General features: G+C 56.5%; 22 protein-coding genes. 2 read left to right on the forward strand and 20 right to left on the reverse strand.

Features of this window, described 5'->3' with window-relative positions; all coding sequences use genetic code 11:
* Positions 1 to 1348: 1348 nt before the first annotated feature.
* The 4 genes from rplT to JUE67_RS01810 form a co-directional block, all read right to left on the reverse strand.
* On the reverse strand, positions 1349 to 1705 hold the full coding sequence (gene rplT / locus JUE67_RS01795) for a 50S ribosomal protein L20 (RefSeq protein WP_125696038.1): 357 nt from the start codon (positions 1703 to 1705) through the stop codon (positions 1349 to 1351).
* An 81-nt stretch (positions 1706 to 1786) separates the two neighbouring features.
* Positions 1787 to 1987, reverse strand: coding sequence for a 50S ribosomal protein L35 (gene rpmI / locus JUE67_RS01800; RefSeq protein WP_003565872.1), 201 nt, complete (start codon positions 1985 to 1987; stop codon positions 1787 to 1789).
* 30 nt (positions 1988 to 2017) lie between these two features.
* Complete coding sequence (infC, locus tag JUE67_RS01805; protein WP_203628125.1) at positions 2018 to 2551, reverse strand: translation initiation factor IF-3; 534 nt, start codon at positions 2549 to 2551, stop codon at positions 2018 to 2020.
* Positions 2552 to 2797: 246 nt separating this feature from the next.
* Positions 2798 to 3169: a hypothetical protein gene (locus tag JUE67_RS01810; RefSeq protein ID WP_203628092.1), complete on the reverse strand. Its 372-nt coding sequence runs from the start codon at positions 3167 to 3169 to the stop codon at positions 2798 to 2800.
* Between the two features lie 287 nt (positions 3170 to 3456).
* On the opposite strand from JUE67_RS01810, the gene rsgA reads away from it, so the two are divergent.
* Entirely contained in the window at positions 3457 to 4521 is a 1065-nt protein-coding gene (rsgA, locus tag JUE67_RS01815) for a ribosome small subunit-dependent GTPase A (protein ID WP_203628091.1), read from the forward strand.
* Between the two features lie 211 nt (positions 4522 to 4732).
* On the opposite strand, the gene thrS is transcribed toward rsgA, so the two are convergent.
* From thrS to JUE67_RS01875, 12 genes are all read right to left on the reverse strand, one after another.
* Positions 4733 to 6706, reverse strand: a complete 1974-nt coding sequence (thrS, locus tag JUE67_RS01820; protein WP_203636942.1) for a threonine--tRNA ligase — start codon at positions 6704 to 6706, stop codon at positions 4733 to 4735.
* Positions 6707 to 7068: 362 nt separating this feature from the next.
* Positions 7069 to 7998 (reverse strand): primosomal protein DnaI, encoded by a 930-nt coding sequence (dnaI, locus tag JUE67_RS01825; protein WP_203628124.1) that lies wholly within the window; start codon positions 7996 to 7998, stop codon positions 7069 to 7071.
* Between the two features lie 2 nt (positions 7999 to 8000).
* Entirely contained in the window at positions 8001 to 9437 is a 1437-nt protein-coding gene (locus JUE67_RS01830; protein WP_203628089.1) for a DnaD domain protein, read from the reverse strand.
* A gap of 147 nt (positions 9438 to 9584) precedes the next feature.
* Positions 9585 to 10055 (reverse strand): transcriptional regulator NrdR, encoded by a 471-nt coding sequence (nrdR, locus tag JUE67_RS01835; protein WP_125696044.1) that lies wholly within the window; start codon positions 10053 to 10055, stop codon positions 9585 to 9587.
* Positions 10056 to 10151: 96 nt separating this feature from the next.
* A complete protein-coding gene (gene coaE / locus JUE67_RS01840; RefSeq protein WP_203628083.1) occupies positions 10152 to 10754 on the reverse strand; it encodes a dephospho-CoA kinase in 603 nt (200 codons plus the stop codon).
* Positions 10751 to 11599, reverse strand: coding sequence for a DNA-formamidopyrimidine glycosylase (mutM, locus tag JUE67_RS01845; protein ID WP_203628081.1), 849 nt, complete (start codon positions 11597 to 11599; stop codon positions 10751 to 10753). Before mutM ends, coaE begins: the two co-directional genes overlap by 4 nt.
* A 242-nt stretch (positions 11600 to 11841) precedes the next feature.
* Positions 11842 to 14484 (reverse strand): DNA polymerase I, encoded by a 2643-nt coding sequence (gene polA / locus JUE67_RS01850; RefSeq protein WP_203628079.1) that lies wholly within the window; start codon positions 14482 to 14484, stop codon positions 11842 to 11844.
* A 500-nt stretch (positions 14485 to 14984) separates the two neighbouring features.
* Complete coding sequence (locus tag JUE67_RS01855) at positions 14985 to 15695, reverse strand: Bax inhibitor-1/YccA family protein (RefSeq protein WP_203628077.1); 711 nt, start codon at positions 15693 to 15695, stop codon at positions 14985 to 14987.
* 69 nt (positions 15696 to 15764) lie between these two features.
* A complete protein-coding gene (murC, locus tag JUE67_RS01860; RefSeq protein ID WP_125696049.1) occupies positions 15765 to 17093 on the reverse strand; it encodes a UDP-N-acetylmuramate--L-alanine ligase in 1329 nt (442 codons plus the stop codon).
* A gap of 17 nt (positions 17094 to 17110) precedes the next feature.
* Positions 17111 to 19756, reverse strand: coding sequence for a DNA translocase FtsK (locus JUE67_RS01865; protein WP_203636943.1), 2646 nt, complete (start codon positions 19754 to 19756; stop codon positions 17111 to 17113).
* A gap of 513 nt (positions 19757 to 20269) precedes the next feature.
* Positions 20270 to 20911 carry a YtpR family tRNA-binding protein gene (gene ytpR, locus JUE67_RS01870; protein ID WP_203628066.1) on the reverse strand — a complete coding sequence of 214 codons (642 nt, stop codon included), beginning with the start codon at positions 20909 to 20911 and terminating at the stop codon, positions 20270 to 20272.
* 22 nt (positions 20912 to 20933) lie between these two features.
* Positions 20934 to 21263 (reverse strand): thioredoxin family protein, encoded by a 330-nt coding sequence (locus JUE67_RS01875; protein ID WP_125696051.1) that lies wholly within the window; start codon positions 21261 to 21263, stop codon positions 20934 to 20936.
* Between the two features lie 141 nt (positions 21264 to 21404).
* Between JUE67_RS01875 and JUE67_RS01880 the strand changes: the two genes are divergently transcribed.
* Entirely contained in the window at positions 21405 to 21701 is a 297-nt protein-coding gene (locus JUE67_RS01880; protein ID WP_203628064.1) for a hypothetical protein, read from the forward strand.
* Here JUE67_RS01880 and trmB read toward each other — a convergent pair.
* The 4 genes from trmB to JUE67_RS01900 all read right to left on the reverse strand — a co-directional run bounded on the left by trmB (position 21670) and on the right by JUE67_RS01900 (position 25448).
* A complete protein-coding gene (gene trmB / locus JUE67_RS01885; protein WP_203628062.1) occupies positions 21670 to 22335 on the reverse strand; it encodes a tRNA (guanosine(46)-N7)-methyltransferase TrmB in 666 nt (221 codons plus the stop codon). The genes JUE67_RS01880 and trmB overlap by 32 nt on opposite strands.
* Before the next feature lie 51 nt (positions 22336 to 22386).
* The gene (locus JUE67_RS01890) at positions 22387 to 23163 is read right to left on the reverse strand and encodes a phosphotransferase family protein (RefSeq protein WP_203628060.1); all 777 of its coding nucleotides are present in this window, start codon (positions 23161 to 23163) and stop codon (positions 22387 to 22389) included.
* Positions 23164 to 23506: 343 nt separating this feature from the next.
* Positions 23507 to 24718, reverse strand: a complete 1212-nt coding sequence (locus JUE67_RS01895) for an ABC transporter permease (RefSeq protein WP_203628058.1) — start codon at positions 24716 to 24718, stop codon at positions 23507 to 23509.
* Complete coding sequence (locus JUE67_RS01900; protein WP_203628056.1) at positions 24711 to 25448, reverse strand: ABC transporter ATP-binding protein; 738 nt, start codon at positions 25446 to 25448, stop codon at positions 24711 to 24713. The genes JUE67_RS01895 and JUE67_RS01900 overlap by 8 nt, the downstream gene beginning before the upstream one ends.
* Positions 25449 to 25475 lie beyond the last annotated feature (27 nt).

Consider the following 25475-nt stretch of genomic DNA (forward strand, 5'->3'; position numbering starts at 1 on the left):
CCACCAGCTGCTTGTTATGCGCGTACTCCGGGTATGCGAATATCCTGATTTAACCCTAAAGAGGAAACTTCGCATTCGCAGGTACGCGGCGCACGCCCCTGTCATCACCCTGACAAATAATGTGATGCCATCCCACCGATTCACCGGCCAGAATCCTGGCGTGCCACGAGTCGTAATATCTGAGAACAAAAAACTGCACTAACTTATGAAATAGGCGGCTCTTCGTATTCTTAGAGAACCCCAGACAAGGCCCTGTTTGCCGTACAAGGTTTTTGCGCGTACCCGGGGTATGCAAATATCGTGCTTTGACCAGTCAAAACATAACTCCACATACTCGGGGTACGCAGAGTTGCATACGCCCTCTAATTTCCTCGGACAAATAATGGGATACCATCACACCAATTCGCCTAGCGCCCCTCATCACCGATATATTGGTGTGATGCCATCACACAACTTGGTACCGAGCTCCAAGGGGCATGCGGCCGCGATCTCAGAGAACGCGAAACAGAGCACCACCTACCGCGCCAGTTTTCCTTGTGTGTACTCCGGGTATGCGGATATCACATTGTATGCCCCAAAAACACAACTCCGCATACCCGGAGTTCGCAGAGTTGCACGCCCCTCGGATTTCCCCCGAAAATAATGTGATGCCATCACACCAGGTCACCGTTCATCTGGAGGGCGTTCCAAGACCCACGATCTCAGAGATCGCAAATTTGCTCTTAGAAGCGAAAATCATTGATAGTTGCGATCTCAGAGATCGTCAGGCAGGTCACCGTCTACCGCGCAGTTTTCCCTGCGCGTACTCCGGGTATGCGGATAGCACATTGTGGGCCTCAAAAACACAACTCCGCATACCCGGAGTTTGCGGAGTTGCACGCCTCTCGGATTTCCCCCGAAAATAATGTGATGCCATCACACCAAGTCGCCGCCCCCTCTCGTCACTGCTACATTAGTGTGATGCCATCACAAAACTTGATATCGCCCCCAAGTGTTAAGACCGGCAATCTCAGAGACCACAAACTTGCTCTCAGACGAGAAAATCATTGCTACTCGCAATCTCAGAGATTGCCAGACTGAGCACCACCAACCGCGCCAGTTTTACCCCGCGTACTCCGGGTATACGGATATCACATTCTATGCCCAAAAAACCTAACGCCGCATACCCGGGGTACGCGGCGTCACCGCACGCCCCGATTCGGCTCCAAAAAAATAATGTGATGCCATCACACCCGCACAATACCAATCCCACGGGCGGCCGGACTCGCCACACCGCACACAACCTCACACCTTTTTCCGCAAAAAAGGCAAATAAAAAACCGCCCCCGAAAGGACGGTTATCGATCTGTTATGCCAAAGCTTTCTTTGCGGCGTCTGCCAGAGCGGTGAAGCCCTCTGGATCGGCGATCGCGATGTCGGCAAGCATCTTACGGTTCATGTCGATGTTGGCCACTTTCAGACCGTGCATCAACTTGCTGTAAGAAATGTCGTTCATACGGGCTGCGGCGTTGATCCGTGCGATCCACAGGCTGCGGAAGTTGCGCTTGGTCGCGCGACGGTCGCGGAATGCGTAACGATAGGATACCATGACCTGGGCATTGGCTGCCTTGAACAACAGATGCTTGGCCCCACGATAACCCTTGGCGAGCTTCAAGACCTTCTTACGACGCTTACGAGTAACAGTTCCACCTTTAACACGTGGCATAGGAAATTCCTCCTCTAATAAATACGAATACGTTCTGCGGTGCGACGCTCGTTTTCAGATGCGTCCTGCACTGGCAGGCAATTACTTCATCTGGCTGAGCATCTGGCGGATCCGCTTCATATCGGAATGGGATACCAGTGCGGACTTGCGAAGCTGACGACGCTGCTTCTTAGTCTTGCCGTGGAAACGGTGGCTGGTGTACGCGTGACCGCGCTTCAGCGCACCACTAGCAGTTTTCTTGAAACGCTTTGCAGATGCACGGTGTGTCTTGAATTTTGGCATAACGATCTTCCTCCTAAACTTCTTCCCTGATCACTTTTTTGCGTTGGTGTCAGGTTTTGGTGCGAGCATCATGAACATGCTCCGGCCATCCATCTTCGGACGAGCCTCAACGTTGGCGATGTCTTTTACGGCTGTCGCCATCTGTTCCAGAACTTTTTGCCCCAAGTCCTTATGGGTGATCGCACGTCCGCGGAAACGGACGGAGACCTTTACCTTGTCCCCTTTTTCAAGGAACTTGGTCGCGTTTTTGAGGCGCGTGTTGAAATCCGCTTCACCGATGGTCGGAGACAGGCGAATTTCTTTGATGCTGATGGTTTTCTGTTTCTTGCGTGCTTCACGCTGCTTTTTTTGCAGCTCGAAGCGGAACTTGCCGTAATCCATGATGCGAGCGACAGGCGGCTTCGCGGTCGGAGAAACCAGGACCAGGTCCAAGTTTGCATCCTGCGCCAGCTGCAGGGCTTCGCGGGTTTCCTTGACGCCAAGCTGTTCGCCGGTCGAAGAGATCAGGCGTACTTCGCGTGAACGAATCCCATCATTGACCATCATATCTCGTGCTATGGCAATTCACCTCCGAATAAATTTCGAGAAAACGGGGCCATCTGCCCGTTAACAGAATACGGCGAAGACCATATAAAGGTCCCCGCCGTATGTATATACCGTACATATGAGCCTAGCGGTGCAAAGCACGTGGGCGAGAAGCGGGAACTTCTGCTTGTTTTCTCAACTTGAATAGTATACGGGAAAAATCAGCCAGCGTCAAGATTCTTTGTGGGAGGCATTCGCACTTTCATTTTGCCTCAAATACTCGGGTCATTCTTCCCCATCATCATTCCAATGCGACAGCTGGTCGATCATGTCCTGCCGGCTGTGGAAAAAGCGCATCCCCCAGGTCAGCGCGCAGATGCCGACCGCTCCAAACACCGCGATCCAGACTGGGTAAAAATGGATGGCGCGGAACCAGGCCGCGGCGATAAACCCTGTGGCCACCAGCGCCAACACCAATGCGACTGCCAAAATGGTCATTAACCCGCGCCCATTTTTTGCGGCTAACCGCTGGAAGCGTGTCTCGCGATCACCGGGGAGCACCGCAGCCAAAAGAATGATCGCCGTGGTGATCAAGGCGCCGACCACCCTTGCGATCAGATACAAAAGAAGCCAGGAACCCCAAAGCGCGATCAACATTTTCCGCCTCCACAAGAAACCAGTCTATCATAACGGGGCCAGCGTGCGGGCAGAAAATTGCGGGCCGCTCTGTGGAAATGGCAAGTGGAAAAACCGGCTGGCACTATTAATTTTATAATTAACCATGCTATACTGGCGACAACAGCCGCGCAGACGTCGCGGCGACTTCGGAAAGGATGTGTGCATGCTATGACAAATAAGTTGAGCATTGTGATGGGCGTTGGCCCGTCGGTGGAGGGAAGCGCCTTCTAGCAGCCCTCCAGATCTAGTAGGAGGAACACACGAAATTGACATTAACTGAATATGGTCTCACCCCAGCCCGCGCGGCCCAGCAGCCGGCCGGGCTCACTCTTGCGCGCATCACCACGCAGGACCGCACGTTGTATACCGCTGTCGTGGAAACCGGGTCGGTGCGCGCCGAAGTGGCTGGCCGGCTTGCGAATATGGCGGCCGGGCCGGAAGATTTTCCCGCGGTCGGCGACTGGGTCCTGCTTCGCGGCACGCCAACTGCTGGCGATGTGGCGATCATCGAACGACTCCTGCCGCGCACCAGCGTTTTCAGTCGCGTGGCGGCCGGGCGTAGCGGCACAGAACAGGTGGTCGCAGCCAATGTGGACACGCTGATGCTGTGCATGGCGCTGGATGAGAATTTCAACCTGCGCCGCATGGAGCGCTATTTGGCCGTGGCCAATGCGAGTGGCGCAATGCCGGCGATCGTTTTGACCAAAGCGGACAAGGCGCCCGACCTCACTGGCCAACTGAGCGCCGTCCGTGCCCTTAGCGGCGAGGCGGCTGTCGTATTTTGCGACGCGACTCGCACGGATGGCATCGCAGCGCTGGCTGCCTTGATCGATCCAGGCAAAACAGTGGCCTTCCTTGGATCATCAGGGGTGGGGAAAACCACGCTGATCAACCGGCTCCTTGGTGAAGACCGCTTGGCGACTGGCGCGATTCGCGAAAATGATGCGCATGGTCGCCACACCACCACAAGTCGCGACCTCTTGCTTCTACCCAGCGGCGGCATCGTGATCGACACGCCGGGCATGCGGGCGCTGTCGCTGCTTGACGCCGACACGGAAACGACTTTTGCGGATATCACGGACCTGGCCGCGCATTGCCGGTTCAATGATTGCACGCATCAGCAAGAACCCGGATGCGCGGTGCAGGCGGCGATCGCAGCGGAGACGCTTGACCCTGAGCGCCTGGCCAGTTTCCGCCGCCTGCAACAAGAGCAAGCCGTGAATGTGGCGTTGCGCGGACGGGCCCGGGAGCGCGCGAAGATCGACCAGATCTTTGGCAGTCGCAAACAGATGAAACAGGTCATGCGGGCATCCAAGCAGCGGCGCAGATAACTGCGACTCACATAGCTACCAGATGTCCTATATGTATAATAGAAGAAACACAACGGCGTTACCCTGCAAAATGGGGCAACGCCGTTTTTTAATCATTCGAGCTGTTTTCAACCACCAGGGAAAATGTCTCGGGACTGTTTTTTAACTGGCAGCAAAAACCGCCACAACGCGATCACGCTTTGCGGCGGTTCAAGACAGACAATTTTAGTTGTTAGTCAGCGAGCTGGCTGCCTTCGCCACGCTTGTGTTTGCCATCGCGGCTGAAGTTATTGATCTCAGCTTGGACGGAATCCATAAACATGTTGGCCGGCATTTCTTCCGCCTTGCTTTGGCCAAACTTACGAACGGAGACAGTCGCGGCGTTCAATTCCTCTTCCCCGACAACGATCGTGAATGGAATCTTACGGGTCTGCGAGTCGCGGATCTTGTAGTTCATCTTTTCGTTACGGCTGTCGAGCTCAACGCGGAAGCCCTTCTTGAGCATTTCTTCCTTGAGCTGCTTGGCATAGGCCATGTGCGCGTCGAGGTTGACCGGCACGATCACGACCTGCGTTGGGGCGAGCCAGGTTGGGAAAGCCCCCTTGTAGATCTCGGTCAGATACGCGATGAAGCGCTCCATGGTGCCGACGATTCCGCGGTGAATCATGACTGGGCGATGTTCCTGGCCATCCGCGCCGACATAGGTCAAGCCGAAGCGCTCCGGCAGCATGAAGTCCAGCTGAATGGTGGACATCGTTTCGTCGTTGCCCAGCGCCGTTTTGGTCTGGATGTCAAGCTTCGGGCCGTAGAACGCAGCCTCGCCTTCTGCTTCGTAATAGTCCAGGCCAAGGTCATCCATGGCGGCCTTCAACATGCTTTGGCTACGCGTCCACATTTCCTCATCGTCAAAATACTTTTCGGTATTCTTCGGATCGCGGTAGGAAAGACGGAAACTGTAATCGGAAATATTGAAGTCTTCATACACCGCCATGATCAGGCGCAAGATCTTTTTGAATTCCTCCTGCACTTGGTCAAGGGCGACAAACGTGTGGCCATCGTTCAAGGTCATTTCGCGGACGCGCTGAAGCCCGGAAAGCGCGCCGGATTTTTCATAACGATGCATCATGCCGAGTTCGGCAATGCGCAGTGGCAATTCGCGATACGAGCGAATGTGGTGCTTGTAGATCTGGATGTGGCTCGGGCAGTTCATCGGCCGCAATTCCAGCATCTCGCCATCGCCCATGTCCATCGGCGGGAACATGTCTTCGCGGTAGTGTTCCCAGTGGCCGGATGTCTTATACGCGCTCAGGTTCATCAGCACTGGGGTGTAGACGTGCTCATAGCCGTCCGCGAGCTCCTTGTCGATGATGTAGCGCTCGATCACGCGGCGAATGGTGGCGCCATTTGGCATCCAGTATGGCAGGCCGGCGCCGACGTTTGGATCAACGAAAAACAGATCCTGGTCGCGCCCGATCACACGGTGGTCACGCTCCTTAGCCTCTTCGCGGCGCTTGGCGTCTGCTTCAAGGTCGGCTTCCTTGTAGTAAGCCGTCGCGTAGATCCGCTGGAGCATTGGATTGCTGGATTTGCCCTGCCAGTATGCGCCGGCAACGGACAACAACTTGAAATGCTTGAGGTCCTTCAGACTTGGCAACAGAACTGCTTCTTCAAAGTCGAAAAAGTCGCCCAGCTTAAAGCCTTCCACCGTGTCGCCTTCGATCGCATCGATCAGCTCGAGCTTGTATGGGTCGTTTGCAAACAGCTGCTTCGCCTCAGCCTTGGTCAGAGACGCTTTTTCGATTGTCGGGGCTTCCTTGACGATCGCCGCCATTTTGGCTTCGATCGCCGGCAATTGATCGATCGTCAGCTGGCCATCATCGCGGTCGGTGTCGTAGAAAAAGCCATCCTCATCTGCCTGGCCTTCGCCGAGCCGCACTTCTGGATGCAGGTCCTTGATCGCAGCAGCCAGCACAAACGCCGCGGTTTGCCGCAGAACGTTAAGGCCGTCTTCGCTGTCTTTGGTAATGATCTCGATGGCGCCGTCTGCTGTCAGGCTGTCTTGAAGGCCGACGAATGCGCCGTTGAATTTGCCCGCGACGGCTTTTTTCGCCAGCGAGGTGCTGATGGCCTTGGCCACCGCCTCAACGGTCACGCCGTCATCGTATTCCTTGACGCTGTTATCTGGAAATGTGAGCTTGATCGACATTGTAAAAACTCCCTTTGTTTAAATTTGAAAGCTGTGTCCATTTTCGAACACTTGACCATAAAAAAACGCCTCGGATATCTTTACCGATACCCGGGACGATCTCTCGCGGTTCCACCCGACTTGAAAGCACTGCTTTCCACTCTATGCTCGTAACCTGAGCACTGGGCCATTGCTGGCACACTCGGAAAGCGGTGCGGATCAGGTCTTGCTCGGCTTTCAGCCACGGCCGGGGCTCTCTGGTGAAACATGATCCTTTAACTTTCGTCTTTGATACCCTGATTAAACCACAGCCAGCAAAACGGCGCAAGCGCGAGTTTGAAAAAAGTTTTCGGCTCGGCGAAAAATGGGCGTGCGATCAGGCTTCATCGCGGCCCGTTTCGCCGGTCTTGCCCGCCGACATGAATCTCATCAGCCAAAAACCGAATGCGCGCCATGATGCGACGCGCGCGGACCTCTTCCAGGTCCTTCCCGGCTTCCTTGCCCGACAAGAAATCGGTGAGTTCAGCCATGGTCTTGTTGGAGGTGAAAAGCGTTGGCAATTCCTCTTGCATCCGGTACTGCAGCAGCACCCCAAGCACCTCATCGCGCATCCAAGCGCTATAGGACTCGGCGCCGATGTCATCGAGCATCAAAACAGGCACCTTTTTCAGCCGGTCGAGCTTGTCCTCGGTGGTGTGATCATTGATCGCGTTTTTGATCTCAAGGGCAAAACTTGGAAAATGCACCATGGTCGAGGCAATGCCCCGGTCGGCGAGATGATTGGCAATCGCACCCAAAAGATAAGTCTTGCCCACGCCAAACGGACCGGTCAGATACAGGCCGCGGTGAAACGCCTGCGGGGCCTCGTCCATCGCGTCGGTAAAGCGGGTCGCCGCTAACAGCGCCGCGGCCCGGCCGGTTCGATCATAGTCTTCAAGCGCCGCGGTGCGAATCGCCTTGGGCATGTTGACCGAGGTGATGAGCGACGCCTGATGTGCCACCTGGGCAGCCGCGATCTTGGCCGGCGTCGGCTCATACATGATGTCGATCAGCCGGTTGGACACGACGAGCTGAGGCATGTAGCCGGAATTTGGCAACGCCTGGTCCTCGCCTTTGCCATCGCGGGCGGTCACATATTCGTAGATCTTGGCCGCGCCGCGAGTTACCGCATCGTCCGCCAATTCATCCTTGTGCGCCGTCAGCCAGGCCTGCACCGACGGATCTGCGACTGCCTGTTTGACCAGCTCGGCATATCTGCCGGTCAGTTGGCGTTGGTCCATGATCGCGGCGATCTGGTCGCGTACATTTGTCAGATTCATTGCTGGTTGCCGCCTTTCTTATCCGTCTGTTTGATCCGCGCGAGCCGCGCATCGAGCTCAGCTTGTTGGGCCGGGGTCAACGCATCCCCTTGCGCCTGGTAATCATCCTTCAACCAATCCGGCACTGCCTCTTGTCGACTCGGGCGCCCGCTGTTTCGGCGGGTGCGCGACTGCGAAGCTGTCGTCGGGTTGGCGGCCGCCGTTTTAAGATAGGCCAGCGCCGCATCGGGTGAGCTGACCCCGGCCTTCGCCCATTCATTGGCCACCTTATTCAGGTATTTTTCATTGATCGTGTCGTTGGTCTGATAGATCAAGTCGATCAGGACATTCAGCGTCGCATCGTCAAACACATGGCGCCGGCTGAGGTCGCGCACCGCCCATTCTTCATCGCGCGAGACAAACATGCTCGGCCCTTTTTGCTTCTTGCGCTGTTCCATGAACTCGCGCACCGGCAAGTCGCGTGCCTGCTTGAGGAGCGCCGTTTCGACCGGCGTGTATGTGGTGGCCGGCCGGGGCTGCGTCTGCGTCTGGGCGGCTGTCCCTGACTGTGTTTGAGTGGCACCGCCCGCCTGTGGCTGGGCGGCTGCCTGGACTTGATTCTGCGCCGCGGCCGCATTTTCCGCAGGCCGGAAATTGGCCTGGCCGGTGGAAAACTCCTGTTCCGCAAAATTTTGCACAGCCTTCAACTTGAACTTGCCGGTCAGCGGATCGGCGGCGCGCTGCAAGAGTCGCGCCAGGCTCGGCACATCCAGGCCATAGAACTTCGCCACCTGATAGAGGCCCGCGCGCTGGGCATCCACGCTACCCTGATCGACGCCGGTTCGCGTGAGCATGGCGGCAAGCAACGCCCAATCATAGCCATCCCCATTGCCCAAGCTGACAGCCGGCTGCGTTTTTGGCCCGTCTGATTGCGCCGGCCGCTGAAGCACGTGCGTCAGATGAAAGACATCCAGAAACTGGGCAGACACATCTTGCCAGGTGTCGCGGCGCACCGGATGCAACTCGTATTGCCCTTGCAGCTGAAGGTAGCGCGTCTCCCCGACCTTGTCATACAAAAGCATCCCCAGCAAGTCGTCCGCGAAAAAACGATCCGGCGCAACCGGGGCATACAGCTCATAGGCAAAGTAGCGGCCGAGCTGATCGACGGTAGAATACGTTTTGAGCAGGCCCACCGCCTCAAGTTTGACCCGCGCCTCAAATAAGCCATCTAGATCCACGTCGATCAGATCCAGCAACCGGGTCTGGGGTGGCCGTTTGGAAAATTGTTGCGGCTGTTTAGCCTCGCGCCAAAGCGTCAAATACAAACTGAGCGCCGCCGGGCCGACCAGTGGCTGATACAAACAGATCGCGACGTCTTGATCCAGGTCGCTTAAATACGTGGCCTGGGTGACGAGATACCCGTCTTGGGCCATAAATGTGGTGGGCCGTTTCATCGGCGTGCTCCTTTCTTTTGACTGGCGCAATCAACTGCGGCAACGCGGTCGCCCGCCGCAACGCGAGCAGGCGCTCTACCACCGCGGGCAGGCGCTGGCCGCAAAATAAAGGGCCTGGCGCGCAGCCAAGCCCCCGGCGCTTTTGCGCTATTTCTGGTCAGTCTGTTCCTTTTTCATCATGTCCTGAAGTTCGGACATGAAAACGGACATATCTTTGAACTGGCGATAGACACTGGCAAAGCGAATATACGCCACGTCGTCCACGTCAGCCAACAGCTTCATGACATACTCGCCGATGACTTGACTGGAGACTTCGTTGTCGCCGATCGCCCGCAACTTGTTTTCGACCTGCTCGACGATGTTTTGCATCTGCTCCATCGTGACGGGCCGCTTTTCCGCTGCTCGAATCAGGCCTTTCAAGATCTTCTCGCGATTGAACTCTTCGCGGGTCCCATTTTTCTTGATCACCAACAGCGGCGTCTGCTCGACGCGCTCGAAGGTCGTGAAGCGGAAGCCGCAATTCTCGCATTCCCGCCGCCGCCGAATCGCGCGACCACCATCTGTCGGGCGAGAGTCAACGACGCGCGAACTATTGTGATGACAATGTGGGCATAACAAGGCGCCACCTTCTTATCCAGGGTTTATACGTCATTATAGCATATTTATTTTGCTGCATAAGCGGCCAAGCTTGAGTTCACAAGAAAAGCGCGGCCATCACGCCATTTTGGTCACAGCCTTGAGCAGCGCATCGACTTGCTTCTCGCGAATCGCCTGGCCGCGGCTGTTGTCGATGAGAAAATCCGCCCGCGCGACCTTCTCGCGCAGTGGCATCTGCGCCTCAATGCGCGCCTGGGCCGCCGCCTCGGAAAGGCCATCGCGTGCCATCAGCCGGGTGAGTTGCACAGATTCCGGCAGCGTCACCACCGCTACGCCGTCAAACGCCTTGTCCCAGTTCGTTTCATACATCAGCGGAATGTCGCCCACGATCACCGGGGCGCCGGTTGCGGCCGCCTCGTCCAGCGCGCGCTTCAACGCGACGCGGATGTGGGGCTGATCGATGGCATCCAGTTGCCGGCGCTTGGCCGAATCAGCGAAGATCAGCGCCCCTAGCCGTTTGCGATTCAGCGCGCCGTCTGGGGTCAGGACATCCGCGCCAAACGCCGCCGCGATCTCCTGCAAGACGGGCTCACCCGGGGCCATCACCTGATGCGCGATCACATCCGCATCGACCACGGGGCAGCCGCGCTGTTTGAACACGGCCGCAACTGTGCTTTTGCCGGTCGCAATGCCGCCGGTCAGCCCGAGCCAATAAGTCATGGCAGTTGCCTCTTTCTCAGCGGCTGACAATGCGGGCAAAAATGGGTCCCGCGCTCGCCGACCTTGGTCTTTTGAATCTCCGTCCCGCAGCGCGCACACGGCGTTCCCTCTTGGCCGTATACATGGAGCTGTTCCTGGAACCGCCCGGTGTGACCGCCTGCATCCAAAAACGAATGGACGGTGGTGCCGCCGAGTTCGGTGGCCGTGGCCAGCTCCTGGATGATGTTGTCATGAAGGCGCGCGACTTCCTCACGCTTGAGGGTCGCGGCGGGCTGAAGCGGCGAGAGCTGGCTGAGCCACAGCGTTTCGTCGGCATAGATGTTGCCGATGCCGGCGACCACCGTTTGATCTAGGAGCACGGACTTGATTGGGGCTTTCCGCCGGTGCAAGGCATCGTAAAAAGTCGCCGAAGTCCAGCTTGGGTCATCCGGTTCCGGCCCAATTTTCGCCAAGCCAGACACAGCCGTCTCTTCGGTGCCGGTCTGCACCAGCTGCATCCGCCCGAACTTGCGCATGTCGGCGTAGCGCATCTGCGAGCCATCGCTGAACGTGAACCAGACATGCATGAAGCGCGGCGGTTCCTGACCCGCAGAGGCGGCCAGTTGATATTTACCTTCCATCCGCAGATGAGACACCAGCGTTAAGTCCTGGTCAAACCGGATCAATAAGTATTTGCCGCGGCGGTCGACGCCAGTGATAGTGCGGCCGATCAGCGCGGTGCGAAACGTGGCCAGCCCGCCGATCAAAGTCTTGGGCCAGTTGGTATCGACGGCCGTCACCGTCTTGCCCACGACCAGTTTGGACAGGCCGCGGCGCACATTTTCGACCTCAGGTAATTCAGGCATTTTGTTCTTCCTTTATCTCATGTTAGAAGCGGCCGCATGATCCGGGCCCGAGCTTTTGCAACTCGGACCCAAGATCGACATTTGGCCCACTTCAGTAGAATCCACCACTTTGACAACAGTGTCGTGGACCAAATGTCCGGGTCCGAGCATCTAAGGTTCGCATCGCCTGGTCCAAAGAACGGACCTGGTGATGCGGACACTTACCTGTCGGACCCAAGATCGACATTTGGCCCACTTCCCATTTATTTTGCGTCGAACCATGTCGGACCGTAATGACTTTCGACCTTCAGTGGCACCGCCAGTGAAACGGCCGAATCCATCACCTTGGGCACGAGCTCGGCCAGCGTCGCCATTTCCTCCGCCGGCCCCTCGAAGATCAGCTCATCGTGGACCTGCAGTAACATCCGCGACTGCAAATGATGGTCATCGAGCATCGCCTGCATCCGGATCATCGCCACTTTGATGATATCCGCGGCGCTTCCTTGAATCGGCGAGTTCATGGCCGTGCGTTCCGCAAAACTGCGAAGGTTGAAATTGCGCGAGTGGATATCGCCCAGATAACGACGGCGATGCATCAACGTTTCAACATACCCCTGCTCGCGGGCGACCTTCACCATTTTTTCCATGTAGTCGTGAACTTGTGGGTATTGCTCGAAATAGCCATCGATGAACGCCTTGGCCTGCTTGCGGGTGATGCCGATGTTCTTGGCCAAGCCAAAATCGGAGATGCCGTACACGATTCCGAAGTTGGTCGCCTTGGCTTGCCGGCGCATGTCCGGGGTGACCTGATCCGGTGAGTCCAGGCCAAAGATCTTCATCGCGGTATTGGCGTGGATGTCGCGATCTTCCTTGAAGGCCTCCTGCATGTTCGCATCGCCTGAAATATGGGCGAGCACGCGCAACTCGATCTGCGAATAATCGCTGGAAAAGATCTGCCAGCCGGGCTTTGACGGAATGAACGCCTTGCGGACCTGTTTACCTTCGTCGCGTGCCGGAATGTTTTGCAGATTGGGATCCACAGAAGACAGACGGCCGGTTTGCGTTAAGGTCTGCAGATAGCGCGTGTGAATTTTGCCATCCGCCAGCTGCGCATTTAATAAGCCAGTGACATAGGTGGAAAAAAGTTTGGCGACTTGCCGGTAATCCAGAATGTCCTGAATGATCGGGCTGGCCGATTTCAGCTCCTCGAGCACCTCGACGCTGGTGGAATAGCCCGTCTTTGTTTTCTTGATCACAGGCAGGTTGAGTTTTTCAAACAGGACCTCGCCGAGCTGCTTTGGGGAATTTAGATTGAACTTCACCCCGGCTTCGGAGTAGATCTTTTCCTCCAGGACTGTCTGTGTGCTGCGCCACTGGTCCCCCATCGCCTTGAGGGTCGCCCGCTCAAGCGTGATGCCGGTGATCTCCATTTGCGCAAGCACCTGCGCGAGCGGCATTTCCAGCTCGGTGAACAGATGGGTCTCTTCCTGTTCCTTCAGCTTGGTGGTCAACAGCGGCTGCAGGGCTAAGATCGCCCGCCCTTTTTCAACAAAATGCGTGAACAGCTCCGCTTCGTCGGGGACGTGACGCTTGGCCCCTTTTCCATAGACAGTTTCATCAAACGGCACGCTGACGCCATGATCTTGTGCGATCTGGCCGAGGTCGTTGGCGTTTTGATCAGGGTTCAGCAAATAAGACGCCAGCAGCGCATCAAACGCAAGCGCGGGCAAGGTCACGCCAAGGCGGGCGGCGGCCACGATATCACGCTTGCCGTCAAAGACGGACAGGCTCGCCTTCGTCAGCCAGGTCTGGACAGCCGGCAAGGTCAACAGCGTGACATCACTGCTGACAAAAGCCTGATCCGCAGTGACAACGAACCAGCCGATCGGGTCTGCGGTATGATAATTTTCCGTCAGCATCTCCACTTCAAATGCGGCCGGTTCGTCGACATCCAGCAGCGCGGCCAAATTGGCGTCGTCGAGCACTGTGTAGGTAATGGCTTCGTGGACCGCCGTTTCCTGCGCGCTGGCCGGCAATTTGGCCAGCGCCTGGCGCATGTCCAGCCGGGTGTATAGCGCACGCAATTTTTCGATGTCCGGGCCGGCATAATGCAGGTCGTCCAGGCCGATCGTGAGCGGCGCGTCGACTTTGATCGTCGCAAGGGTCTTGCTGAGGCGGGCCTGGGCCTCGTCGTTCACCAAGTTTTCCTTCATTTTGCTGGGCTTGAGCTGATCCAGATTGTCATAGAGGTCTTCGATGCTGCCAAACTGGGTGACCAGCTTGATCGCGGTTTTTTCACCGACCTTGCTAACACCCGGATAATTATCGGAGGTGTCGCCCATCAGCCCCTTCATATCGATGATCTGGGTCGGGGTCAGGCCGAATTTGTCCTCGATGTGCGCCGGCGTGTACGTCTCAAGTTCCGCGACCCCTTTTTTGGTCACCTGCACCGTGATGTGGTCCGTGGCCAGTTGTGTCAGATCACGGTCGCCCGTCACAATGGTGGTCTCCCACCCTGCTTTTTCCGCTTCGCGGGAAAGGGTGCCGATAATGTCATCCGCTTCGTAATCCTGTAATTCATAATGGGCCATGCCGTGATCGTCGAGCAGTTCCTTGATCACGGGCAGCTGCTCGAGCAACTCTGACGGCGCCGCATCGCGCTGGCCTTTGTAGTCGCCGAACATCTTGGTCCGAAATGTGCCGCCACTTTTATCAAAGGCCACGAGAATCTTGTCGGGCTTTTGCTGGGCGACAATGTTGTCGAGCATGTTATTGAAGGCGAACACCGCGTTTGTGTGCAGGCCTTCGCTGTTGGTGAAGCGGTCCATCTGGGTGTACAGCGCGTAGAATGCGCGGAACGCGACTGAATTGCCATCGATCAATAATAATTTCACCTTGTCTGCCATGTGTGGCCTCCTTTTTCTCGTTTCCATTGTACCAGATTTTACAGGGTCGTTTGGCGAAAACAGTGGCGAGGGTTGATGGTAAAAATACCCGGGTGGGCTCCGGGCAGACATGGCTGGCGACCGTAGTAGAGCGGACAAGCAACTTTGAGCCCGCAGAGTGCGCGGTCTCAAAGCTTGCTTTCGGCGTAGGCGGCTTGGCCGCCAACGCCGACGAGGGGGCTGAGCCATGTCTGCCCTCCGCCCACCCTCATATTGCACACTCGAGATACACACCATATGAAGTCACAAAGGATGTCATCAAACTCACAACGCTGGTCTACTCCGATTGCCCTGGTCTTTACACAAATAAAGCCAACAAAGTATCAATCAGAAACTGACAAGAACAGCTCCTCCACTTTGCATTTAATTTTCGCACATTGCTCCGGTCGTTCAGAATCATCGCCATAAATCAAAAAAAGCACCCACCCGTTTTGTCAGGTGAGTGCTTACGCAAATGCTTACTAGTCTCGACTCACACCACCGAAGATGCGGAGGATGACGAGGAAGAGGTTCAGGAAATCGAGGTAAAGCATCAAGGCGCCTTGGGTCACAAGGGCGTTTTCCGCAATGAGACCGTCGCCAGTGCCGCCTGCTGTCAGGTAGACTTGCTTGAGCTTCTGGGTGTCAAAGGCCGTCATCACGATGAAGATCGCGAGGATGGCGTAGTTGATCAGCCACTGCAAGCCACTCGATGCGATGAACAGGTTGACGAGGGACATCACGATCACGCCCCACAGCGCGGTGTAGGCGATGCTGCCGGCTTTGCTGAGGTCCTTGTGACCGAACCGACCAACGAGGGACATGGAGACGAAGATCACCGCAGTCACAACGAAGGCCGCGAAGATGTTGATCGTCGGATAGACCATCAGGACCAGGCTGATCTGGAAGGCAAAACTGGCGGAGAAGAGGTAGAACATCAGATTACCAAAGGACGTATTTTGCTGTGCGCGCCGGCCGCTGACCATAAATGTCATGATAAACGGCAAGAACAGGAAGATCCATGCCAGGATCTGGTGCTGGCCAATGAAGGTCAGATACTGCTGCTGAAACGGTACTGCCAGCAGATAGGACAACAGCCCGGTCAACCCAAGGCCGAGACCCATCTTCGTGTAAACCTTGCTAAAGAACGACGCAACGCCCGCGTCGTCATTCACCACTCGACGTTCATCCATTGAATCAGATCCTTTCTGGGACACGTTTTGTTTGTATAGAAGTTATTATACGAAACGCAGGCTGACTTGTCAGTTAGACTTTGGACTGAGATCGCTCAAAAGATCGGCGAATGCGTTCTCGTATTTTTGCACATCCCCGGCGCCCATGAAGACGAAGACCGCATTTTTGTAATCCAACAGCGGTGACATGTCTTCAAGCTCGATCACATGTCCGCCTTCTGGAATCTTGGCCGCAAGATCCGCCGCCGAGACCGCACCCGATTTCTCACGCGCAGAGCTGAAGATCGGCGTCACGTAAACGGCGTCGGCTGCATTCAAGGTCTTGGCAAAATCATCCAGGTAGGCAATGGTCCGGGAAAAAGTGTGTGGCTGGAAGATCGCCACGATCTGCTTGTTCGGGAACTTCTGGCGGGCGGCATCAAGGGTCGCGCGAATCTCGCTCGGATGGTGCGCGTAATCGTCGATGATAACGGCATCTGCCACCGTTTTTTGCGAGAAACGGCGCTTGACGCCGGCAAAACTGGCCAGCTCGCGTGCAATGAATTCTGGGTCGAGATTTTCCGTTGTGGCCACGGCAACGACGGCCAGCGCGTTCAAAACGCTGTGCTCACCGAACAACGGCACGTGGAAATGGCCGATGAGTTCGCCATGATGGAACGCGTCAAAGCTCGAACCCGTGGTGGTGCGCACCACATTTTTTGCGACATAATCATCGCGGTCATCTAAGCCGTAATAATAGATCGGCACCTTTGCGGACAGCTTGCGGAGCCACTTGTCATCGCCCCAGGCAAAGATCGCCTTCTGGGTCTGATCGGCTTCGGTCTGAAATGCGGAGTAGACGTCTTCGATGCCGGTATAATAATCCGGATGATCATAATCGATGTTGGTCATGATCGTATAATCCGGGTGATACGCGAGGAAATGGCGGCGATATTCATCCGCCTCAAAAACAAAGAACTGGGAATCCGGAACGCCTTTGCCGGTGCCATCGCCGATCAGATAACTGGTCTTGGCGATACCAGACAAGGTATGCGCGAGCAGCCCCGTTGTGCTGGTTTTGCCGTGCGCGCCAGCCACACCAATGCTGGTGTATGGCGTCATGAATTTGCCAACGAATTCGTGGTAGCGATAGAAGGTCAGCCCAAGTTCATGCGCGCGAAGAACTTCCGGGTGCTCATCGGTGAAACTGTTGCCGCAGATCACGGTGTAGCCCGGCTTCAGGTTGTCCGGATCAAATGGCAACGACTGAATGCCGGCCTGTTCAAGCCCACGTTGGGTGAATGTGTACTGGGTGATGTCGCTCCCCAAGACTGTGTGGCCAAGATCATGCAAGATCAGCGCCAGTGCGCTCATCCCCGACCCCTTGATACCAATAAAATAATACGTGTCCTCTGTCATGATGTTTCCTCTCTGTTCTATTGATCACTCAGGCGAGCTAAGTCTTCCTGGGTCAAGTATACATCCCGCGGCTTTGAAGCGTTAGCCGGCGAGACAAAATGCCGGCGCTCCAGTTCATCGATCAGTTTGGCCGCATGATTGTAGCCAATGGAAAAGACGCGCTGAAGCTTGGACGTTGAGACCTCTTGTTGATCCACGAGATACGCCATCACTTGCGGCATGAGCGGATCTTGGTCCGCAGCGGCTTCCGATTTATGAAGCAACGTTTCCGGCTGAAAATCATAATGGACTGGCGCTTGTTGCTTGACGAACCCGACCACGTCATCGATTGCCTGGTCAATGAAGGTCCCCTGCAGACGGCGAGCTTGGCTGGCCCCGCTTCCCAGGTAAAGCATATCGCCCTTGCCCAGCAAACGCTCTGCCCCAGCGGTATCGATGATGGTGCGCGAATCGACCTGACTGGCGACCATGAAGGCGATACGGGTCGGAATATTGTTTTTGATCGTGCCCGTGATGACATCGACGCTTGGCCGCTGCGTTGCCACCAGCAAATGAATGCCGGCCGCCCGCGCCTTGGCCGTGATGCGTGCAATGTAATCCTGCACTTCGCTGGACGCGACCATCATCAGATCGGCCAACTCATCGATCACGATCACGAGATATGGCAGCTGCAGACCGTAATCACCATGCGCCGCCGCTTTTTCATTGAATTGCTTCAGATTGCGGACACGCGCGGCTTCCAGCTTCTTGTAGCGGTCATCCATTTCCTGGACCGCCCACTTCAACGCAGCCGCGGCGGCTTTTGGATCTGAGATCACCGGCGAGACTAAATGCGGCAGACCATTATAAACAGCCAACTCCACCGCTTTTGGATCGATCAGCAGCAGCCGCACCTGTTGCGGCGTGGCCTTATACAACAGCGACGTCAGGATGCTGTTGATGAAGACCGACTTCCCCGATCCGGTTGCCCCGGCGATCAGCCCATGCGGCATGCGCCCGAGATCCGTGACCACCGGCTGGCCGAACAAGTCGACCCCAAGCGCAACGGTCAACGGCGAGCGTGCGTCTTGGAAAACAGGGCTCTGGAGCACTTCACGCAACATCACTGGCCGGGGATGGAGGTTTGGTATCTCAATGCCCACCGTCGTTTTGCCCGGAATCGGTGCCTCGATTCGAATATCCCGTGCGGCCAATGCCCGCTTGAGGTCATCCGTCAGATTGGTGATCTTATTGACCTTCACCCCTGGCCCGACTGCGACCTGAAATTGGGTGACGGTCGGGCCAATTGTTTTATCGACCACATGCGCGTCGACGTTGAAGGCCGCCAGTGTTTTATCCAGCTGGCCCATTTGATTGACCGCCCATGTCTCCTGCGCCTCCTCGTCGCCGGTCGCAACGGGATCGAGCAGGTCAAGTGATGGAAATTCGTATGGTGCAGGCTGGGCTTGAGCGGTTGCCGGTGCTTCAGTGTCGCCAAGGCCATTTGCGCTCGGGTGCGACAAAACGGGCTGTGGTGCGGTGACATCGGTCGGTGAGACAGGAGTTTCTGGAACGGCAGACGACGATTGGGTCGCAGTTGGCTGCGCCGTGACCGTTTCAGTCGTTGACGCGCCCGACGTCGGAGCCGCCTTTTTCTTCGCTAAGTATGCTTGGACCTCTTGACTGACCGCGCGGCGATCCGGCAGTAAGGACCGTTCTTCACGGCTAGCCGCCTGCGTTGCCGTGGTCGTGGCCCGTTTTTCAGGATGCCGCCGAGTCTGGTCCATCATTTCCGTCAACGTCGCCGCCACATAAGTATGCGCAGATCCGGTCGGCGCCGGGGCGGTCTCATCCTGATCTGAATGGCGAGGTGACGCGTCTTCATCGCTGATCTGTGCCTCAGCTGAGGCCGGCGTCGCTTCATCAATCGAAGTGGTGAGGTCTGTGGTTTCCGCTTCATCAGTCGATATGGCGGGTTCGCCATCTGCCGCTTCGTTCGTTGGCTCGACCTCAACTTCTGGCGCTTCCATGTCCGCCGAATCAGCAGCATTTTCCTCGACGTCCGCGGTCTCGCTATCGAGCTGGTCCGCGGCTATTTCTGAATCAGTCTGGGACTCTGAAGTGGTATCCGAAATTGTCTCGGCATCGAGGTTTGGCTCAGGAGTTGCGCCGCGCGCATCCTCAGCCTCAGAATCCGCGTCTACCAGGGCCTCGTCCTGATCTGTTGCCACTTCGTCGACAGTCGGCAATGCTGAGTCGTCAGGCGTGTCATCATCGGAAGCGACCACTTCCACCGAAACGATTTCTGACTCGACTGCCGCCTCCTCATCGTCCGCTTCGGTGGCAAGGAAAAATACGGCGTCGTCTGGCCGCTCAAGTCGAGTCAAAAGCGCGCTGTAATCGATCTTCACGCGTTGCGCCCGATCGACCAAACTGGCCGGCGTGGTGAAGGCGCTCATTGGCATCGTGCGCGCCAATGCCGCGCCAGGCCTGGCCTCAGTCTGGGTGGTCTCAGTCGTCGTTGGCGTGTGCGCCGCTGGTTTTGTGTTCGCGACCGGCTCTTTTTGGGGACGGGCGGTCGGGTGTTGCTGGCGCGGCGGCAATTCGTAGTCGTCGTTGGCGTCGTCAAATTTTGCCGGCGAAATTGGCTTGCGGCCAAAAGCCGGACCGTCATAATGAGCCATTGCGATCTTCCTCTCTTGTGCTAATGGACCTATTTTACCATAGAACGCCGCGTGCCCCGGCTCGAAACACTAAAAAAGGGTGCGGAGGTGCGCGTTTAGGGATGGGCAGCTAGCGCGGCCTGGGCGATCGATGGCGCACCTTGCCATCGAACGACCGGGACGACTAGATGTCCCACCCCTGCGCACCGGAACCCGACTAAAAAAGGGTGTGGAGGTGCGCGTTTAGGGGCGGGCAGCTAGTGCGGCCTGGGCGATCGATGGCGCACCTTGCCATCGAACGACCGGGACGACTAGATGTCCCACCCCTGCGTACCGGAACCCGACTAAAAAAGGGTGTGGAGGTGCGCGTTTAGGGGCGGGCAGCTAGTGCGGCCTGGGCGATCGATGGCGCACCTTGCCAACGAAAGACCGGGACGACTAAAAAAGGAACCAAGACAAAACTGTTTGTCTCAGTTCCTTAAAAGGTCTTCTCATGATCGCATCCAGTCAGATGGATCGCGAACTTCGCTTCTGTTAGTTTGCTGCGGCCACCACTTCAGCGGCAATGATCGGGTCGTATGGGGTCCCGGCCGGAATGTTGGCCGGCATCAACAAGATGCCCCGTGCGGCAGGTGCGCCTGGCACCGCCAATTCGCGTGCCGCGCACAACATGCCGTAAGAATCGACACCGCGCAATTTACCCGGCCAGATGATCTTTCCATCCGGCATCATGGTGCCTGGCAGCGCTGCGACGACTGTTTCGTTCAACGCGGCGTTGGGCGCCCCGCAAACGATCTGGCGGACGTTTCCATTGCCAAGGTCAACTTGGGTGATGTGCAGGTGGTCCGCATCCGGATGTGCTTCGATCGCGACGATCTTACCGATGACCAGCGTCGGCGCCTCATTCACGGGCAACACGCCTTCAAACCCAGCCGCTTCGAGCGCCTGGTTGAGGGTGGCCACATCCGCTTCACTGAGATGCACCTGGCCATCGCCGGTCAGCGCCGGCAGCCATTGTGAGACGTTGAAGAAATTGAAGCCAAGTGCCGCACCGGCTTCGTCGAAAATGCCGACAATATCGCCTTTTTGCGTGGTAGTCTCAACGGCGCTGTCTTGCGCAAGCACGACGATCAAAGTGTCGCCCCACGCTTCCTTGTTCATGCTGGTGATCAAAATAGGACCTCCTGAGTGGTTAAAATCAGATTGCGGCTGGCTGCAAGTTATTGATAAAGGCTTCGACTTCCGCCTTCGTCTTCCGGTCCTTGTTGACGAACCGGCCGATCTCCTTGCCATCTTCCAGCGCGATAAAACTTGGAATGCCCATCACACCCATGTCTTGGGCGATCTCGATATTGTCATCGCGATCGACATAGATAAACGAGAACTCCGGATACTCCGCTTCGATTGCCGGCATTGCAGGCTTGATGAATTGGCAATCTGGGCACCAGTCAGCACTGAAGAACAGCATCTTCTTGCCAGGAGCCTTCGCTGCCTCCAAAATTGCCTCATTGCTATCGAATTTTTCCATGATCAACATCCCTTTCGCTTACATTTGATAAGTATATTTTACACGTTTCCGGAGAAGATGCAATGCATTCTCCCTGCCTGCCGGTTATAATGAAACCAGTTTTGATTTTTGCCGCACGGCGGCGATATTCGGAGGATTCTCATGCGAAAAAATCAATGGTTGCTGATCGGCGCACTGGCCCCGCTGGCGGCGGGCGTGATTGCCGAAAGCGCGCGGCGCTATTACTGGCACCATCTGTTGCCAAACCGGCTCTTCAAAGAGATGAAACAAGACGTTGCCACCACGCATACGGTGACTGGCGGCTGGATCGAGATGGCCCCCGTGGATCATGCCGATGGGACGATCTGGCAAGCGGCCTACCAAGGCGGTGTGACGACCGAAGATGGTGCCGTGATCAATTTTACAGTTAGTGCAACTGGGCAGCGCCTGGATCAGTAAACCGCGCCGTCAGTTGATAAATAGCGCCACCTTTTTCACTGAACTTGTGCTCATATTCCGTCTCGACATTGTCAGGCAGCCGCGCATCATTGTGCACGTCCACGCTGACAAGGTCAAACTGCATGCCGAAATTATTCATGCTGACCAGCGAATATTCAAACAGGCCACGGTTGTCGGTCTTGAACTGCAAGACCCCGGCCGCCTTTAAGATCGCGCGGTATTGAGCCAAAAATGTCTTGTAGGTCAGGCGGCGTTTCTCGTGCCGCGTTTTCGGCCAGGGATCGGAGAAATTCAGGAAAACGCCCGTGACCTCGCCTGGGGCAAAATAAGTCGTGAGATCGGCCCCATCCCCTAAGATCAATTGCAGGTTCGGCAGCTTCAGCGCGACTTGTTTGCGCAGAATATAGCCGATCGCGGATTCTTGAATCTCCAGCGCAAGGAAATTCCGGTCGGGATGTTGCTGCGCCATTTCCGTGATAAAGGCACCCTTCCCCGACCCGACTTCAAGATACAGCGGTTGATTTTTGGCAAAACGTTCCTGCCATTTGCCCGGCATGTTATCCGGGCGCGTTAAGATCTCATCAGGGTTCGCCGCGATCAGCGGAGCCGCCCATGGTTGGTTGCGTAAACGCATTACTTCTCTCCTCATAAAAGCACCGGTGCGACGTCCGCACCGGTGCTTATTTTAGTCTTGTTGATCAAGGACTTCTTGCATCTTGAGTAGCGCGGCATTCATTTCTGTGTAGCGCTGGGCGTCAAACATCCGCTGCGTTTCATCCAACAGATGAAGCAAGCCATACCATTGCAGGCGGGTCGCGAGATCTGCGGTCAATTTCGTGCCATACGCGTCGAGCCATTCTTGCCACTGCGCGCGCGGCACATAATTGAACAAAACGACGGATAAGTCAAAAGCGGGATCGCCGAGCGACGCCTGATCCCAATCGACCAGATAAAGCCGCCCGCTGTCGGACAGCAGCCAGTTCTTATGATTGAGGTCCCCGTGGCACACACGCAATTCGCGTTGCGGCGGCAACGTCATCAGCGCGGCAACAGCCTGTGCGACCACCGCGTGCTGCCGAAGCGTTGGCGCCAAATTCACCAACACACGCTCGCGCAGCGCAGGCAACGACTGGCCTTGACCACCGACTTTTTGAAGCATCCGGCGAAGCAGCACCGAATTATGGACCTTGCCTAAAAGTTGCGCGACGATCGGCGAGCACATTTGCTCGCGCGTCATCGTTTTGCCATTGACCCAGTCTTGAGCCGTTAAAACATCACCGGTAGAAATGCGTTTGGTCCAGATCAGCTTCGGGGTCACCCCTTCTACTGATAAGGCCGCCAAAAATGGGGACGCATTACGTTTTAAAAAGAATTTCTCGTGGGCATAAACGCCCATAAATGCCCCACCGGTCGTGCCGCCAACTGGCTCTAGCGACCATCCGGGGTCTAAGTCAAAATTCATCTGCCAAAACTCCCATCCCAACGCACCGATCTTCTGTGAGCTAAAATCAATATTACAAGCCGCCAGCCCTACCGTCAAGGCAATATTGAGGAAGGGTGCGGAGGCCCGCGGGATGGTGGAACAGCTAGGTCGGCTCAGGTACTTGGTGGCGGTCCTTGCCACCGAGTGCATGAGACGCCTAGATGTTTCCACCATGCGGGCCGGAGCCCTACTATCAGGTGCGGAGCGGGGCGCTTAGGTCTGAGCAGCTAGTTCGGCCTGAGCGGTTGATGGCGCACTGGGCCATCGACTGCTCAGGCCGACTAGATGCCCCAGAGCTGCCCCGCGAAAACGAAATTCCTGCCTACCTTGCGTCCAATTTTGCCAGCCGCAGCGGTAGATACCACAAGGCAAACACCACTGCCAGCGCCACGCCTGCCGCGAGGACCACGCCAACTTTGAGCCACGCCCCGCTGAGGGCTGCACCGACTGCCAAAATCACCGCCATCAATAGCAATAGGACCAGCACCAGCCGGCCAAACGAGGACTTTTTTTGCTTGAGCGACAACGGATACAGATGGGTGAAAACGATCTCGTCATATGCCAAGTAAAACGGCAACAGCTGGAAACCGACCAGGTAGACGAAAAGCAGGGCGAAGAGTCCGGCCAGCCACCACTGCTGGACAAAGGCTAAGATCGCCGCACCGATCACCGCTAAGCGCAAAAACAGGCCAAAAAATTCGGTTCGGCGCAGAAATCCGCGCACGTAGAGATAGGCCCAACTGCTGGCATAGCGTTTTGGCACCAGTTTTGTGAAGACATCCAGATATTTGCGGCGATGCACGCCGCCGCCGATCCCCGGCACGTCGGTGAAGAGATTGTAGAAGCGATAGATGCGGCCCATTCGCGCCGACTCGCGCTTGATCAGAAGTTGCCAATCGAGCTGGGCCGGCTGGAACCAATCGCCGATGCGCCAGCGAAGCAATAAGTCGCAGGCCAAGGCCACCGCCGTCGTGATCACCGGATGGATCCAGATGCCGGCCATCAATCCGGCCCAGGCGACCAAGATCAATGCCGCCCGCGAAAGCCAAATTGGTAGATGCAACGTGTAATTGCCCAGCAATTGTAGCCACAGATCGACATCCTTGAACAACCACAGCGCAAGCAGAATCAACCCCAGCGACAACCAATCGCCGTGATGTAAGACGCCGAGCAGTGGCCAGGCCGCCAGCGTGGCGAGAAGCAAGGTCGCCAGTGGCAAAAGTGCGCTGTACCGCCGGGCCCGAAACAGGTAGCCGGCAAAATCGCTGGTGCGCGGCAACAGAAATGTCGCATCCGCCCCTTCCGCAAGCGTGGCCAGATCGCCAAGGCCAACGACCAACGCTAAAACAGCGGCCAGGGCCGGGGTGAACCACCATTGGGGCGTCAGATCATGGATCAGCTGACTGTAGCCGTACAAGAGCGCGCCCAGCAGGATGATCAGGGCCAACACGAAATGGTCGTTGAAAACCAGCTGCAGATATTTGAATTGTTCTTTTGAGTGCCGCGCCAGCCGCGTTTTCCACAGCTTATTCATGCGCGGCCTCTTTCGTCATCGCCAAATAAATGTCGTCCAGCCGCCCTGCCGGCAGGTTGAACTGACGCTGCAAGCTGGTCAAGTCGCCAGTCGCCCGCACGCCGCCGTCTTTGAGCAGCACGAATTGATCCGCGACCTCTTCGGCGGTGTTCAAAATATGGGTCGACATCAAAATGGCTGCCCCTGCCGCCCGTTTTTCCTCGACCAAGGCGAGTAAGTCATGGACGCCCAGCGGATCCAAGCCGGTGAAGGGCTCGTCGATCAAAAACAACTTGGCATCCGTCATGAACGCGCAGACGATCATGACCTTCTGCTTCATCCCCTTGGAAAAATTATCCGGGAACCAGTCCAGTTTGTTGGCCAACCGGAACGTCTCCAGCATCGCGTTCACCTTTGGCCAGGTCTGATCTTGATCGAGCTGATACGCCATCATGGTCAGCTCGAGGTGTTCCTTGAGCGTCAATTCCGGGTACAGGACCGGCGTTTCCGGCACATAGGCGATCGCCTGCCGATACGCATCGGGGTCGTCGGCCAGCGTTTTGTCGCCGATCGTGATCGCGCCGCTCATTGGCTTTAGGAGGCCGATGATATGTTTGATCGTCGTCGACTTGCCCGCGCCGTTCAAGCCGATCAAGGCAGTCACTTCGCCATCTGGGGCGGAAAAGTCCAGGTTTTTGATCACCGGCATGGCCCCGTAGCCGCCGGTGAGATGGTTGATCACTAAGCTCATTTGAATACCTCGTTCTCTTCGTTTTGA

The organism is Lacticaseibacillus mingshuiensis, assembly GCF_016861785.1.
GTDB lineage: Bacteria > Bacillota > Bacilli > Lactobacillales > Lactobacillaceae > Lacticaseibacillus > Lacticaseibacillus mingshuiensis.

What these genes read in the sequence shown, in the direction of transcription:
- polA (WP_203628079.1), bottom strand. Translation starts at nt 14,484, where the DNA reads ATGGCAGACAAGGTGAAATTATTATTGATCGATGGCAATTCAGTCGCG.
- coaE (WP_203628083.1), bottom strand. Translation starts at nt 10,754, where the DNA reads ATGACTTATTGGCTCGGGCTGACCGGCGGCATTGCGACCGGCAAAAGC.
- JUE67_RS01830 (WP_203628089.1), bottom strand. Translation starts at nt 9,437, where the DNA reads ATGAAACGGCCCACCACATTTATGGCCCAAGACGGGTATCTCGTCACC.
- JUE67_RS01895 (WP_203628058.1), bottom strand. Translation starts at nt 24,718, where the DNA reads ATGAATAAGCTGTGGAAAACGCGGCTGGCGCGGCACTCAAAAGAACAA.
- JUE67_RS01865 (WP_203636943.1), bottom strand. Translation starts at nt 19,756, where the DNA reads ATGGCTCATTATGACGGTCCGGCTTTTGGCCGCAAGCCAATTTCGCCG.
- JUE67_RS01875 (WP_125696051.1), bottom strand. Translation starts at nt 21,263, where the DNA reads ATGGAAAAATTCGATAGCAATGAGGCAATTTTGGAGGCAGCGAAGGCT.
- JUE67_RS01890 (WP_203628060.1), bottom strand. Translation starts at nt 23,163, where the DNA reads ATGAATTTTGACTTAGACCCCGGATGGTCGCTAGAGCCAGTTGGCGGC.
- JUE67_RS01810 (WP_203628092.1), bottom strand. Translation starts at nt 3,169, where the DNA reads ATGTTGATCGCGCTTTGGGGTTCCTGGCTTCTTTTGTATCTGATCGCA.
- rpmI (WP_003565872.1), bottom strand. Translation starts at nt 1,987, where the DNA reads ATGCCAAAATTCAAGACACACCGTGCATCTGCAAAGCGTTTCAAGAAA.
- mutM (WP_203628081.1), bottom strand. Translation starts at nt 11,599, where the DNA reads ATGCCTGAATTACCTGAGGTCGAAAATGTGCGCCGCGGCCTGTCCAAA.
- JUE67_RS01855 (WP_203628077.1), bottom strand. Translation starts at nt 15,695, where the DNA reads ATGGATGAACGTCGAGTGGTGAATGACGACGCGGGCGTTGCGTCGTTC.
- murC (WP_125696049.1), bottom strand. Translation starts at nt 17,093, where the DNA reads ATGACAGAGGACACGTATTATTTTATTGGTATCAAGGGGTCGGGGATG.
- trmB (WP_203628062.1), bottom strand. Translation starts at nt 22,335, where the DNA reads ATGCGTTTACGCAACCAACCATGGGCGGCTCCGCTGATCGCGGCGAAC.
- rplT (WP_125696038.1), bottom strand. Translation starts at nt 1,705, where the DNA reads ATGCCACGTGTTAAAGGTGGAACTGTTACTCGTAAGCGTCGTAAGAAG.
- JUE67_RS01900 (WP_203628056.1), bottom strand. Translation starts at nt 25,448, where the DNA reads ATGAGCTTAGTGATCAACCATCTCACCGGCGGCTACGGGGCCATGCCG.
- JUE67_RS01880 (WP_203628064.1), top strand. Translation starts at nt 21,405, where the DNA reads ATGCGAAAAAATCAATGGTTGCTGATCGGCGCACTGGCCCCGCTGGCG.
- thrS (WP_203636942.1), bottom strand. Translation starts at nt 6,706, where the DNA reads ATGTCGATCAAGCTCACATTTCCAGATAACAGCGTCAAGGAATACGAT.